10 protein-coding genes and 1 tRNA gene are annotated in these 14,744 nt (G+C 45.7%); 7 read left to right on the top strand and 4 right to left on the bottom strand.

Annotated elements, in window-relative coordinates; genetic code table 11:
• Positions 1-2: 2 nt before the first annotated feature.
• The 3 genes from OL444_RS04115 to OL444_RS04105 all read left to right on the top strand — a co-directional run bounded on the left by OL444_RS04115 (position 3) and on the right by OL444_RS04105 (position 4,387).
• Positions 3-2,051, top strand: a complete 2,049-nt coding sequence (locus OL444_RS04115) for a M13 family metallopeptidase (RefSeq protein ID WP_264734503.1) — start codon at positions 3-5, stop codon at positions 2,049-2,051.
• A 132-nt stretch (positions 2,052-2,183) separates the two neighbouring features.
• Positions 2,184-3,296 (top strand): carbohydrate-binding family 9-like protein, encoded by a 1,113-nt coding sequence (locus OL444_RS04110; RefSeq protein WP_264734504.1) that lies wholly within the window; start codon positions 2,184-2,186, stop codon positions 3,294-3,296.
• Between the two features lie 5 nt (positions 3,297-3,301).
• Complete coding sequence (locus OL444_RS04105; RefSeq protein ID WP_264734505.1) at positions 3,302-4,387, top strand: family 10 glycosylhydrolase; 1,086 nt, start codon at positions 3,302-3,304, stop codon at positions 4,385-4,387.
• 77 nt (positions 4,388-4,464) lie between these two features.
• On the opposite strand, the gene OL444_RS04100 is transcribed toward OL444_RS04105, so the two are convergent.
• Both OL444_RS04100 and OL444_RS04095 read right to left on the bottom strand, forming a co-directional pair.
• Complete coding sequence (locus OL444_RS04100) at positions 4,465-6,813, bottom strand: GH92 family glycosyl hydrolase (protein ID WP_264734506.1); 2,349 nt, start codon at positions 6,811-6,813, stop codon at positions 4,465-4,467.
• A gap of 60 nt (positions 6,814-6,873) precedes the next feature.
• Positions 6,874-8,082 (bottom strand): glycosyltransferase family 87 protein, encoded by a 1,209-nt coding sequence (locus tag OL444_RS04095; RefSeq protein WP_264734507.1) that lies wholly within the window; start codon positions 8,080-8,082, stop codon positions 6,874-6,876.
• A gap of 390 nt (positions 8,083-8,472) precedes the next feature.
• On the opposite strand from OL444_RS04095, the gene OL444_RS04090 reads away from it, so the two are divergent.
• The 3 genes from OL444_RS04090 to OL444_RS04080 all read left to right on the top strand — a co-directional run bounded on the left by OL444_RS04090 (position 8,473) and on the right by OL444_RS04080 (position 12,233).
• Positions 8,473-10,323, top strand: a complete 1,851-nt coding sequence (locus tag OL444_RS04090; protein WP_264734508.1) for an ABC transporter ATP-binding protein — start codon at positions 8,473-8,475, stop codon at positions 10,321-10,323.
• Positions 10,324-10,684: 361 nt separating this feature from the next.
• Positions 10,685-11,770, top strand: a complete 1,086-nt coding sequence (locus tag OL444_RS04085; protein ID WP_264734509.1) for a type I restriction endonuclease — start codon at positions 10,685-10,687, stop codon at positions 11,768-11,770.
• A gap of 181 nt (positions 11,771-11,951) precedes the next feature.
• The gene (locus tag OL444_RS04080) at positions 11,952-12,233 is read left to right on the top strand and encodes a hypothetical protein (RefSeq protein ID WP_264734510.1); all 282 of its coding nucleotides are present in this window, start codon (positions 11,952-11,954) and stop codon (positions 12,231-12,233) included.
• Positions 12,234-12,302: 69 nt separating this feature from the next.
• On the opposite strand, the gene OL444_RS04075 is transcribed toward OL444_RS04080, so the two are convergent.
• Together OL444_RS04075 and OL444_RS04070 are read right to left on the bottom strand one after the other, a co-directional pair.
• Positions 12,303-12,578, bottom strand: a complete 276-nt coding sequence (locus tag OL444_RS04075) for a hypothetical protein (RefSeq protein WP_264734511.1) — start codon at positions 12,576-12,578, stop codon at positions 12,303-12,305.
• A gap of 129 nt (positions 12,579-12,707) precedes the next feature.
• Positions 12,708-13,415 (bottom strand): response regulator transcription factor, encoded by a 708-nt coding sequence (locus OL444_RS04070; RefSeq protein WP_264734512.1) that lies wholly within the window; start codon positions 13,413-13,415, stop codon positions 12,708-12,710.
• Positions 13,416-14,279: 864 nt separating this feature from the next.
• Here OL444_RS04070 and OL444_RS04065 point away from each other — a divergent pair.
• Positions 14,280-14,352, top strand: a tRNA-Ile gene (locus tag OL444_RS04065).
• Positions 14,353-14,744 lie beyond the last annotated feature (392 nt).

Genomic DNA, 14,744 nt, shown 5'->3' with positions numbered 1-14,744 from the left:
ATATGATAAAAAGTATGCTCCATGGCGTTGGTATCGCCAGCATTGCTTGTTTTATGGCCTGCAACGAAGGCGGTAAAACGGCAGATACCGCGTCTTCCCAAGCCGACGCCCTTGCCTCCCTGGTAGACAGTACCGTTAACCCGGCCCAGGATTTCTTTGATTATGCCAATGGTGGCTGGATCAAAAACAATCCGATTCCACCGGAATACAGCGCGTGGGGTATTGGCAATCTGGTAAAGGAAGAGTTGTATAAACGCCTACGTACCATCAATGAAAAAGCGGTGGAAAATCCCAACGATCCTACCTCCCGTAAAATAGCTGCCTTCTGGAAAAGTGGTATGGATTCCGTACGCATTAACGCAGATGGTATCAAACCTATTGAAGCACAGTTAAAAGCCATCGATGCTGCCACTACTCCGGCAGAACTGCTAAAACTCGCTGCTGTACAGAATATTGGCACGAGCGTAATGTGTGGCATCTACATCGGACAGGACGCCAAAAACAGTGAAGTGATATCCGTGCAACTGATGCAGGGCGGTTTGGGTTTACCCAACCGGGACTACTATTTTAATACCGACCCACGTACCACTAAAATCAGAGAAGCCTATCCTGCACACGTAGCTGCTATGCTACAGTTTACAGGTCTGGATAGCGAAGCCGCCAAAGCCGCAGCAGCCAATGTTATACAGCTGGAAACCCTGCTGGCAAAATCCAGTCGCAAGCTGGAAGCCCTGCGCGATCCGGAGGCCAACTATCATAAAATGCCGGTAAAGCAGCTGAATAAATTATCGCCCAATATCGACTGGGATGCCTTTATCAAACAGCAGGGCATCACCCAGTTTGCAGATACCGTTATCGTAGGACAACCGGAATTCTTTACAGCATTGAGCAATGCGATTACGTCACAACCACTGGCCACCTGGAAAAATTACCTGAAATGGAGCCTGATGAACAGCAATGCAGCGATGCTCAGCGATACCATCGCCAACACGGATTTTGCCTTTTACGGTAAACTCCTGAAAGGACAGGAAAAACAAAAGCCACGCTGGAAACGCGTATTGGATACCGAAGAAGCTGCCATGGGAGAAGCCTTGGGACAACTCTTTGTAAAAGAGTTCTTCAATGCTACTGCCAAAAAAAGATATGAAAACATGGTGGAAGAAATCCGTGGCGCTTTAAAAACACGTATAGAGCACCTGACCTGGATGAGCGACAGCACCAAACAGAAAGCGCTGTATAAATTATCCAAAATCAGCAAGAAAGTAGGTTATCCTGATAAGTGGAAAGACTTCTCTGCAATGGATATCAAAGAACAATCCTACGCAGCCAACATACAGGCAGCCCAACTGTGGTGGCACCAGTATTCCGTGAATAAACTGGGTAAACCGGTAGACCGCACAGAATGGGATATGACGCCACAAACCTATAATGCCTACTATAACCCCAGCAACAATGAAATTGTGTTACCTGCCGGTATCTTTACCGTTCCGGGCAAACGCGACGAAGAGCTGGACGACGCCCTCGTATACGGTTATGCCGGCGCTTCTACCATTGGTCATGAAATCACCCATGGCTTTGACGATGAAGGCCGTCAGTTTGATGCCGTAGGTAACCTGAAAAGCTGGTGGACCAAAGAAGATGAAAAGAAATTCAATGAGCGTGCTGCTGTCATGATAAAACAGTTTGATAATTATGTAGTGGTAGACAGCCTGCGTATCAATGGTAAAGCAACGCTTGGTGAAAACATTGCCGATCTGGGCGGTATACTGCTGGGCTGGGATGCCTTCCAGAAAACCGAACAGTTCAAAAAAGGAGAGAAAATTGCCGGCTACAGCCCTGCACAACGTTATTTCATGGGCTATTCCCTGGGCTGGCTGAGTCATACCAAAAAAGAAGACCTGGCCAGAAAAGTAATGACGGATGTGCATTCTCCGGCCAAATTCCGCGTGAACGGACCATTCAGCGACGTAGATGCTTTCTACGAGGTGTATGGCGTGAAACCGGGAGATGGTATGTACCGCGCTGATAGCGTTCGGGTACGTATCTGGTAAGCTATTATATTATTCATTTCGTATTACGCATTATACAACAGCACACAGCGGATTCCTATCCCTGCCAACTGTTGTATAATGCGTAATTTTTTATTTGTATTTTGTATTTTTCAGCTCATGATACCGACAGGCATGATACGATCGCAAACTTTCTTCAAAGGCTTCATCTGCCTGGCTTTCAGCACCTTCCTGTTTGCAGGAACGGACACCTATGCACAAACATTCTCTGAATCTTTTCGCCCGTTCCGCGATACGCCCCGGCACTATGTCTGCTACCAGACGGCAGACAGCATGCAGATAGATGGCCAGCTTACGGAAGCCGCGTGGCAAAAGACAAACTGGAGTGAAGATTTCAAAGATATTGAAGGCGACAGCAAACCCGCGCCCGCTCTGCGTACCCGGGTAAAAATGCTGTGGGACCAGCATTACCTGTACATCGCTGCTACCTTACAGGAACCACATATATGGGGTACCCTCCGGGAACATGATACCATTATTTTTCAGGACAACGACTTTGAAGTATTTATAGATCCTGACGGAGATACCCACCAATACTACGAGATAGAAATCAACGCTTTAAATACCGTAATGGACCTGTTCATGGGCAAACCCTACCGCAACGGGGGCGCAGCCATGCTGAACTGGGATACCAAAGGAATACGTACAGCCGTTCACGTGAATGGCACCCTGAACAATCCGACAGATACCGATCAGGAATGGACCGTTGAAATGGCCATTCCTTTCAGCGCCCTGCGTTTCTTTACCGACGATACCAGACCTGCTGACAACAGCATCTGGCGGATTAACTTCTCCCGCGTAGAGTGGGATACCCACATCCGGAATGGCCGCTATGTTAAAAAGCAACAACCAGAGCACAACTGGGTATGGTCGCCACAGGGTATTATCAACATGCATGCACCGGAACGCTGGGGCTACCTGCAATTTTCGGAAAAGCCCGCAGGCAGCAACACCGTTGTATTTCAGGTACCTGCTGCCGCTGCCGCCCAGCAACACCTCTGGCAAATTTATCATGCCCAACAGCAATACCGGCGGCAACACGGCCGGTATGCCGGTAATCTGCAGCTGTTACAAATGACTGCCAAACAAAACGGCACTAACGGAGAAGTATATACGCTTGAAACAGAAGGCACTTCTTCCCAGTTTAATGCCCGGATAAAAAGCAACCGGCAGCCGGGAGTATGGTACATTAATCACGAAGGAAAAATTTATAGTGACCGAAAATAACACTTATGGACAAACGTCATTTTATCAAATCATTGGGTATTGGCGGGTTAGCACTCGCCAATCCGCTGCAGCCACTGAAAGCAGCCGCCAGTCCTGCCCCCTCAGATAGCCGGAAACCAAAGGCCCAACACCGGGTATGGATTAATCCGGATCATGCGGATACCGCCGCTACCTTGCAGCAACGATATGCTGCCTACCGGAAAGCCGGTATTACGGATATCTTTTTTGAAGATGACAGCCCTCTGCATTTCAAAACCGCCAAAGCCAATGGCATCAAAGCACACCGCTGGATGTGGACCATGAATCGCGGCGAAAAAGATTTACTGGCCAGCCATCCTGAATGGTATGCAAAAAACCGGAAAGGGGAATCCTGCGCCAATCATCCACCTTATGTAGACTATTACCGGTGGCTGTGTCCCAGCAAACCGGAAGTCGTAAAATACCTGGAACAGCAGGTAGAAAAACACCTGTCGCTGGACTACGTAGACGGCATCCACCTGGATTATGTGCGTTTCTGCGATGTGATACTTCCAGTGAACCTGTGGAGTCAATATGGAATTGATCAATCCAAAGAATTACCGGAATACGATTTCTGTTATTGCGAACAATGCCGCAGCGCCTATAAGGCTAAAAACGGTATCGATCCGCTGGAGATCGAACATCCCGACCAAAGTCCTTCCTGGCGGAAGTTCCGCTACGACCGGATTACCAATGTCGTGAATCATCTGGCCGCCGTAGCCCGCCAGCATAAAAAACCGATTTCCGCAGCGGTATTCCCGACACCGGAAATAGCCAAACGTATTGTACGGCAAGACTGGACCAACTGGCCGTTGAATGCCGTATGCCCGATGATTTACCACGGATTTTACCGGGAAAACATCAGCTGGATAGGCGATGCGGTAGCAGAAGGGGTGAAGGCATTACATGGAGCGTTTCCTTTGTATGCCGGTTTATTCCTGCCCGATTTTAAAGGCAATTATACCGACCTCGGCACAGCGGTAAAACTGGCGTTGCAGAACGGCGCTGCCGGCGTATCTATTTTCGGAGATGTAAATCCGGATGTATTGCGGGTACTGTCAGAAAATATATAACAGCTGTAAAATAAAGCGGGGTATATACAGTCAGCTGTATATACCCCATATTTTTTTCCGGAGGATTGTTATCCGGATTATAATTCATTTTTAGGCCGGTCTGCATCCTGCTTACCGAAATTGTAATTGGGTTTATCGCCCATACGGATGACCATCGTACCACCTTTTACCAGCTCTTCATGGGTAATGAAGCTTTTCGTATAGGGTTTACCGTTAAAGGTCACGTCCTGGATATAAATATTTTTGGCACTATTCCGTAACGCCTGTACCGTAAAGGTTTTTCCTTCAGCCAATTTAATGGTGGCTTTATCAAACAGCGGGCTGCCCAATACATACACGCCATTGGCAGGATTTACCGGGTAGAAGCCCAGGGAAGAGAATATATACCAGGATGACATAGCGCCGCAATCTTCATTACCCGCCAGTCCTTCCGGTTTGTCGAAGTAAAACTCCTTCATCACCTGTCTTACCTTCTCCGCAGTTTTCCACTGTTTTCCGGCAAATGTATACATATACGTCACGTGATGGCTAGGCTCATTGCCGTGTGCATACATGCCTATCAATCCGGAGATATCATTGGATGCTTCCTCACCCATATATCCTTTGGCAGTAAACAGGCTGTCGAGCTTGCGGGTAAACGGTTCGTCACCACCCATCAGGCGGATCAGTCCTTCTACATCCTGCGGCACCAGCCAGGTATATTGCCAGCCATTTCCTTCTGTGAAATCACCTTTTTCGTGTTTGGAGAAGAAAGGATCATAAGGTGTTTTAAAGCTGCCATCGCTCATACGCGGGCGTACAAAACCGATGGTGCTGTCGAAATAATTTTTATAGTAGCCAGCGCGTTTTTTATAGTATTCGTAGTCTTCCTGATGGCCCATTTTCTTAGCCATGGCAGCAATACTCCAATCATCGATCGCATATTCCAGCGCTTTGGAAACAGATTCATATTCCTTGTCTGCCGGAATATATCCTCGTTCCTTTACGTATTTCACACCCAGATCATCGCGGGTAGAAGAGGCTTTCATCGCTGCCAGCGCTTCTTCCGCATTGAAACCGGTGAACCCTTTCAGGTAAGCGTCTGCAATGGTAGGTACCGCATGATATCCCACCATACAGTTGGTTTCACTACCTACCAGCGGCCATACCGGCAGTTTGCCCTGCTGTTTGTGGATGGTGAGCATAGAGTTGACAAAACTGTTTACCTTTTCCGGATGCAGGATAGTGCTCAGCGGTGCGCAGGAGCGGTAGATATCCCACAGCGAGAAAATGGTATAGTTGTCGAAACCTGGATTGGCATATACTTTTTTATCGGTACCGCGGTAGCTGCCGTCATGGTCGTTGAAGAGGGCAGGCGCCACCATGGTATGATACAGCGCTGTATAGAATACCCGGCGGGCTGTTTCATCTTTTGTGGAGATCTGTACTTTCGCCAGTTCTTTATCCCATTTTACATTCGCGCTATTTACGGTTTTAGTAAAGTCCCATCCTGGAATTTCGGCCTGGATGTTGGCCAACGCATTTTCGCTGCTCACCGGAGAGATCCCTACTTTCAGCATCACCTGGCCGGGAGATTTATCAAATGAAATAACGCCTTTGGCCACAGTTGATTTCACCGATTTGCCGGTTTGCTGTGTATCTCCGTCAAATACCATAAACTGCTTTACCGGCACTGAAGAGCGGATCGCAAACCATACACGCTGGTCTTCTGCCCAACCTTTGGAATAACGGTAACCTTCCAGGGTATATTCATCTACCTGGCGGATAAATGTTTCTACCGGCGCATCCCATCCGATCCCTTCTTTCAGGTCGATGATAATATTTGCCGGTTTATCTTTCGGAAAAGTATATCTGTGAAAACCTACTCTTTCAGAGGCGGTGAGTTCTACCTGAATACCGTAATCATCCAGGTGTACAGCATAATATCCCGGACGGGATTTTTCGCGTGCATGTGAATAACGGGAAGCATATCCGGAAGTAGGATCTTCCTGCGTACCCCTGTTTGTTCTTACTTTACCGGTATAAGGCATGATGAGCACATCACCGAGGTCGCCGATACCGGTACCGCTGAGATGCATCTGGGAAAAACCAATCACCACACTGTCGGAGTAGTGGTATCCGGAGCACCAGTCCCACCCTTTTACAATATTGTTAGGCCCTACCTGCACAGCGCCGTAAGGCACGCTGGCGCCCACAAATACGTGTCCATGTCCACCGGAACCAATATACGGATTAACCGCAGCTACTGTTTTACTTTCAACAAAGCCTGCAACGGGAGGTTGCTTATACAGGTTGATTGCGTTAGCTGTTTTACCTTCCGCATAACCTGAAGTCGTAGGCTGATTTACCTGTGCTGTAGCTGCCATGCTGTTAAATAGCAGTGCAGACAGCGCAAAGGCGCCACCAATCTTGAATCGCGAATTCATAACCAAAAACCTTTAATCCAGCAATTTACGGCCTGATTCTCAATTTTTTCTGCCTATTTTTTATGAATGGTTGACGGGCAGCCTGCTCACCTGTACCGGTACCGGCACGGGTTTGTACACCAGGAATTTCTTCATCCAGATTTCATATACGATTCGCAGCCACAATATCAGGCATGGCAAGGCTTTCAGCGCATATGGCACCGCCAGGTTTTTTCTTACCCAGGGAGTTACCACATCGGAATGAGAGAAACTCACCAGCAATATGGAGAAAAACAGAAATATATCATACCATTTACCAGCGGGTTGCATCACATACCAGATACAGATAGCCGGAATAGCAATGATATAGGTGGGGGATTCGGAACTACTGCTAACCAGTACGGGAAACATCAGTACAGAACATAGGAGATATAAACGGTACCGGGAGTTATACCGGTATTTCAGCATCAGGTACTGGGATAAAAACAGCAGTATCCCCGGAATGATAATAACCTTATTACTCAGCTCCGGTATCCGGAATATTCTTCTGATCAACCCTCCTGCAGAGATATCCTGAAACGTGGAAACCATTACATTCAGGTCATTTTTATAGACCAGTTCTGCATACCACTCGTAATAGGAATTAATAATATACTGTGGAGAAGAGATGGCCATTGGCAGTACAAACAATACGGCTCCCCATAACAGCAATCCGCCGATAAACCGCCGGGGATTGGGGCTGAAAAAGAAAAAGGCCAGGCCTACAATGCCGTATAATTTGGTGAAAGTACCCAGTACAATAAAGAAAGTGGCCCACAGCTCTTTCCCCTTGAGGGTGTTGGTAAATGATAAAATAATAAACGCCCCGATGAACTGATTCAGCTGGAACCAGCCGCTGGCACCCATTAACTCCTGTGCACACAACAACAGGATGATGTTTTGCTGCAGATAGGTGAGGGGGAGCTGCCGGATGGCATAATACAGGGCAGCAGCGCCGGACAAGGCCCATAACATAGCGCCGATATTAATATCCAATCCGGCAAATGGCGCTATCATCAAACTAAAAACAGGACCATAGTGATTCACATCATAGTATTCTGCCGGATAGGCCGCATATAGCGGCAACTGGTGCAATACATGAAAGAATACATTCCTGAATATGAGAAAGTTATTATAGTTCTCCCGGGATATTTCCAGGATGGCTCCCAGAAAAGCAAGCCCAAACCACAAACTCATGACCAGCCACTCCTTTTCAGCCAGGTACGTCAGCACATTCCTTTTTTCGCGCATATCAATAACAAATTCTAAAATAATTACGGCATCTGATATGATAACGCGGCGCGAATACAGGTCCCCCTATGCTGCTTCAAATTATAGGATGAACGGCCGGTATAGCAGTAAAGATGGCGGATAACCCGTTAAAGTGGTGGGCTACTGATTAGTCTTCCCGCGAAGACCATTGTCTGGACTGCTTATTAATAGCGATGACGCCTCCAATAATGACAAGTATGGCTAACATGACCAATCCTATTATAACTACTAACATATGATCTGCTGTTTTTTATGCACTATCAACAAATATAATTTAATTACGGGCACTTATAGAACATTGGCCATCGCCTTACCATCAACATTCCGTTAACCCGCAACAGCGTATAACAAAACTTTGTAAATTACCATATGAGCTCATTTGTGAACCCTAAGAAAAAACGTTCCGGGATAGAAGACCCGTTAACCTTTAAAGAGCGGCTGGCAGCCCTTCGTAACCTTCCTGCCTTTTTCAGGATGGTATGGCAAACGAGTCCTGGTTATACCCTTACCAATGCCTTGCTACGCACTGCCCAATCCGCGATGCCTTTGCTGCTGCTGTATATAGCTAAACTGATTATAGACGAGGTCGTATTACTCAGCAAAGGTGGCCCGCAGGTATCTGCCAATCATTTGTGGGAACTGGTAGCCCTGGAGTTTGGCCTGGCCATTATTTCGGATGCCCTGAGCCGGGGGATTTCCATGCTGGATAGCCTGCTGGGAGATCTTTTCGCCAACCATACCTCTATAAAGATCATGCAGCACGCCGCTGCGCTGGATCTCGATCAGTTTGAAGATTCTGAATTCTATGATAAACTGGAACGTGCCCGCCAGCAAACCGTAGGCAGAACCATCTTATTATCACAGGCACTCAGCCAGGTACAGGACCTTATCACCATGGGATTTCTGGCTGCCGGCCTGTTGTTATTCAATCCGTGGCTGATATTACTGTTACTGCTGGCCGTTATTCCGGCTTTCCTGAACGAATCGCGGTTTAATGACCTGTATTATAAACTGGCCTGGGGGCAGACGTCAGACCGGCGGGAACTGGATTATATCCGTTATCTCGGCGCCAGTGACGAAACCGCCAAGGAAGTAAAGCTATTTGACCTTTCGCACTTTCTGATCAGTCGTTTTAAGGTGATTGCCGATAAGTTTTATACAGACAAAAAGCAGCTGGAAGTCCGGCATGCCATGTGGGGGAGTGTTTTTGCCATGCTGGGGAGTGCCGGTTATTATGCGGCCTATATTATCATCATCCTGGAGACGGTTCATGGTAAACTGTCTATCGGTGACCTGGCTTTCCTGGCAGGTTCCTTCCGGCAGCTACGGGCCACCTTCCAGGGTATCCTGATCCGCTTTTCCAGTGTTACCCAGGGAGCGATGTACCTGCGCGATCTGTTTGACTTTTTCGAAATCAAACCACGGATGAAGGCCACCCTACATCCCCGGCCATTTCCGCGGCCTATGCGGGAGGGTTTTGTTTTCGAAAATGTTGGATTCAAATATCTCAATTCCGACAAATGGGCCATCCGTCATCTCAGTTTTACCTTACATGCCGGCGAAAAGCTGGCGCTGGTAGGGGAGAACGGCGCCGGCAAAACGACCCTGGTGAAGTTGCTGACACGCCTGTATGATCCGGTAGAAGGCCGTATTCTGCTGGATGGTGTGGACTTAAGGGAATACGACATACAGGAAGTACGTACCCAGGTAGGCGTTATATTCCAGGATTATCAGCGCTACCAGATGACGGTAAGCCAGAATATAGCGGTAGGTAATATCCGGGAAAACAATAACCTGCCGCTCATAGAAAATGCTGCACGGCAAAGTCTGGCCGCGCCATTGATCGAAAAAATGACGGATGGCTATGAACAGATGCTGGGACGGCGTTTTAACCAGGGTATAGAACTGAGTGGAGGCGAATGGCAGAAGATTGCCCTGGCAAGGGCTTATATGAAAGAAGCCCAGTTACTGATCCTCGACGAGCCTACTTCTGCGCTGGATGCCCGTGCCGAGTATAATGTATTCCTCCGTTTTGCAGATCTGACAAAGGATAAAACAGCGGTATTGATTTCGCATCGTTTTTCCACCGTACGGATGGCAAACCGGATACTGGTATTGGAGAGAGGGCAGCTGGCTGAAATTGGCAGCCACGAAGAATTGCTGGCCCAAAAAGGCCGCTATGCAGAGCTGTTTGAACTACAGGCAGCAGGGTACAAGTAAGGGTTGCTGTAAAACAAAATTCTGTGCATGATTGTAGTATGATAACACGATAAATTTATCTGTCTGGCAGCTGCTATAAAAATAATTATTAAAAGTACCAGATCTTATAGCGGGTACGCTTATAAGATCTGGTGCTGTTGTGGGTAGGTGCAACACCGTTATTCCTTTACCAGCGTTATTTTGCGATGGCCGACCTTCTTATCTCCAGTCTTCTCCCTATTTTTCAGCCATTTTGTTCATTTAATCAAGTAATATCCATTCTATCCATTGCTCCTGCATGTCCGCTGATAGCCTTATTTTAACCGTTTCCTTCATTTCAAGACATGTACTATCCCTGATTATTACAACAAATCACTTACCAATGGATTTCAAAGATCTTATCAAACAACTGGCGGAGAGAATCCTCAAACACAAAGAGCTGGTACAAACAGAAGAAGCCACCAAACATTCTTTTGTGATGCCTTTTTTGCAAACCCTGGGCTATGATGTATTTAATCCCCTGGAAGTAGTGCCGGAGTTCATCGCCGACCTGGGCATTAAAAAGGGGGAGAAAGTTGACTATGCCATTATGAAAGATGGTCAGCCACTCATATTGATTGAATGTAAACACTGGTCGGCCAACCTGGATCCGCACAATTCTCAGCTATTCCGGTACTTCCATACCACCAAAGCGAAATTCTCCATCCTGACAAATGGCTTCGAATCCCGCTTCTATACCGATCTGGATGAACCCAACAAAATGGATGAAAAGCCATTTTTTGTCTTTGACCTGAATGACATCAAAGACAATCAACTGGAAGAATTAAAAAAATTCCACAAAAATTATTTTGATACAGACACGATTGTTTCCACAGCAAGTGAATTAAAGTACCTGAATCAGTTGAAAAGTTTGTTCAGTAATGAGTTGAATAATCCGGGTATTGAATTCGTGAAACACTTTGCCCGGCAGGTGTATACCTCCGGCATACTCACCCAGAAAGTACTGGAACAATTTACCCAATTGAGTAAAAAGGCTTTTCAGATACATATCAATGACCTGATTACCGAACGACTCAAAACAGCGCTGAAAACGGAGGAAGCAGAACAACAAAGTACGGCTGTGGCAGTAGAAATTGCCCCCGAAGAACCGAAGGTAGTGACTACCCAGGAGGAATTAGACGGCTATCACATTGTCAGATCTATTCTGCGGAAAATAGTACCTGTGCATAAAATACATTACCGGGATGCCCAATCCTATTTTGCGATACTTTTTGAAGACAATAACCGGAAACCTATTTGCAGGCTTTACTTCAATACGAATCGTAAACAAATCGGGTTGTTTGATGCCAATAAAGCAGAAACCAAAAAAGACCTGCAGTCGTTGGATAGCTTATTTGAATTTACCGATGAATTGATTGGTACCCTGCAAAATTATGTTTCCAATAAGGTGGCTTCAGCTACGGAGTAGTGCTGTATGGCTGTTCTACAGACCAGATCAGGCCACCGACACATTAAAACAGGCAAATACGGTTTAAAAACCGGGCCGCTATTACCACCAGGAGGTAGGGGATCTGCCTTGTTCCGGATCTTCTTTCTTCCTATTGAAAATAACCGGGAAAAGCCTTATCTTAAGGACTTTCCCGGCTTTTATGAAAAAAAGAATATTCGAACTGCTGATTGTTTATTTCGTATATCTTACTGCGATACTGATTTATGCGCACTATAAACAAGGCAGCGTCCTGCGGGCATTATCCTCTTTTTATATCTGGCTCATGCCACTGATTGTGGTACTACCCACGCATTTCATTGCGTTTATCATCAGTGTAGCCTGGCCACAGGACAGCCCTGAAACAGATACCAGGATATACCGCTTTACACACCTGGGGGTTCTCCTGCTGATTGTTATATGGATTGCCGTAGCTTCCAGGTAAACACATCTTCTTCTTTACGTACACACGTTGCTGTTATTATTGTATCAGCAGGATTACTAACTATATAATTTATCGGATCTGATACCAGGGGAGCGGCTGCCAGCCATCCGGATGATGAGGTGTATGCCTGATTACATTACCTGTTATTTCAAACCAATGAAAAGAACTGCTGCCCTGCGGATGGGAGCGGACAGGATACATGCGGTGCCGGCTGATTTCGAACCACGGCAGCGAACCGGTACCTTGCGGATGATGAATGGTAGTATATACTTTATCTCCTCTTATTTCAAAATCGGCGAATGTGCCCCATCCATCCGGATGATGCCATGTTCTGTGGATTCTCATGCTACTCATTTTTAGCGTGGGTTAACAATACGGTGTTACAAACAAGGAAATAAATATAAAACAGCTATCCGATACTATTATATTCATTTTATTCACGCTGGTTATCGGTAGCTGTTACTGCATCAGGTCTTAATTACGGTCAGGCATCCACAAACTATATCCTTCATTCTTCCTGGACTGAATAATCACCCGCGGATCTTTGTTCAGGCGGTTACGCAACCGGGCGATGTGTACATCCAGTACACGGCCTACATCACGGCCCCATACTTCCTGCATAATACTTTCCCGGCTGATGGTGCTGCCGGCGTGTTCAATCAGCATCCGCAGGATACGTGATTCCGTATGTGAAATACCGGAGGGAATCCCATCAATTTTCAGCGTTAGTTTATCACGGTCAAAAGTGTAATTCCCAATCTTGTAAACGATTCTATGGTATTCATTTTTCTGGGATACCCGGTTGATACAACCTTTCAGTTTTAATACCAGTTCTTCTTTGGGAAATGGTTTGATATAATAATCATCCGCTCCTCCTTTTTCCATCATGTCTTTCTTTACAGCCATAGAATTTAATCCGGTGAGATAACAGATATATACTAATTTATCCATGGTTCTGATGCGGTGTCCCAGTTCAATGCCATCCAGTTTAGGCATGGCTATATCCAGTAAACAAATATCAAACTCCTGCTTTTTAAATAGCTCCCACGCGCTTTCCCCATCATAAACGCTATGCACTTCAAACCCTCCGTCTGATTCCAGATGCTGGGCGGTCAGACGGGAAAAGAACAAATCATCCTCTGCAAAAAGTACTTTATATTTTCTCTTTTGTGTAGATGTCATTTGGCTGCTTAATTATTTACATTGAGTTACTCAAAGGAATTCGTCGCTGTTAACGCTGTGTCCTAGGATCACAGAAGCCGGTAAACAGTAATGGCGGATAGATTCGGTTTCCATATGGCCATACTCAATCGGCGTGCGTTGGTTTAGATAGTATAATTTTCATGTTTCAAAATAACTGACTTTCGCTCATACAAAAATGAATATTAAAAAAGATTAACAAGAACGATCTATCAGTTATCCGGACTATCAATATGAACAATAAAATTTAAAGCTATTGCAGTTAAATCGTTAATCGTTTGTTATGCAATTTTTTATTAGAAATGAACAGAAAGCTTCATTCATAACCCATTATTATCTCTCTTTTGCAAATTTTTGATGCGCAAAAAAACAGGATGTCCAGATCGTTTTTTACGACCGGATTTTTATCAGGTTAAAAATATTTTTCATAAAAATTTGGAGATTACAAAAAATTATTTCCATCTTTGCATCGTTAAAAATAAAAACACATGTATCTCCGTCAAACACATAAACACACAACAAATCCATTTAGTCCGATACAGGACTTCCTGGGTTGCGGGGCATGTTATGCTACAGAATAAGTTGAAACAACGAACTTCCTATAACATAAGCCCCGCAAGAGATTGCGGGGCTTTTTTATTGTTATTTCATCAAATAAAAAAAACAATGCAAAAACGCATACATCATATACGGTTTAGTCAGGAGCATGATACGCTGCTATCATTTTCCAGTTGGCTGCCCGCAAAAAAATTTGTACGACTTTGGTATAAACGAACATAAGGTTACTTATGTGCTGTTAAAAACCGGTCGTTCATTTCGGCCGGTTTTTTTTGTGCCCTGTTTGAATGGCTGGTAGCATAACGGTGAATGCAATTGCCTTATACGCAGTGGATTACCGGTTCAAATCCGGTCCAGCCAACCCCTATACCGGATGCAGGTAGTTTAAAAGCAGAACAGCCGGGTGTAATCCGGCAGGTCAGGAATCAAATCCTGTCTGCATCTTTCAGCCAGTAGAATTAGTACTGCTGCTGTAAACAGGAACAAACAGCATCTCTATTCGATGTTCAATTTGTTCATCAGGTAAATGAAAAGCATTTACCCAAAAGCTTCCTTTACCGGAAGCACTATATCGTGTATGCCTGGTATCACAATACCAGTAAAGATTTCAGACCATACCAGCTTTATTCGTTGCGGGGTATTGTCAGGAATGCCATGTATCACGACACTGTTGTTTATGTTAGCCCCGGTTTGTTTAACCCTATACCTGGTGCTGGTAGTTTAAAGGCAGAACATCCGGTTGTGACCCGGAAG

The organism is Chitinophaga nivalis (assembly GCF_025989125.1).
In the GTDB taxonomy this organism is placed as follows: domain Bacteria; phylum Bacteroidota; class Bacteroidia; order Chitinophagales; family Chitinophagaceae; genus Chitinophaga; species Chitinophaga nivalis.
The sequence above is the reverse complement of the archived record's forward strand: the minus strand, read 5'-3'. Positions and strand labels throughout refer to the sequence as shown.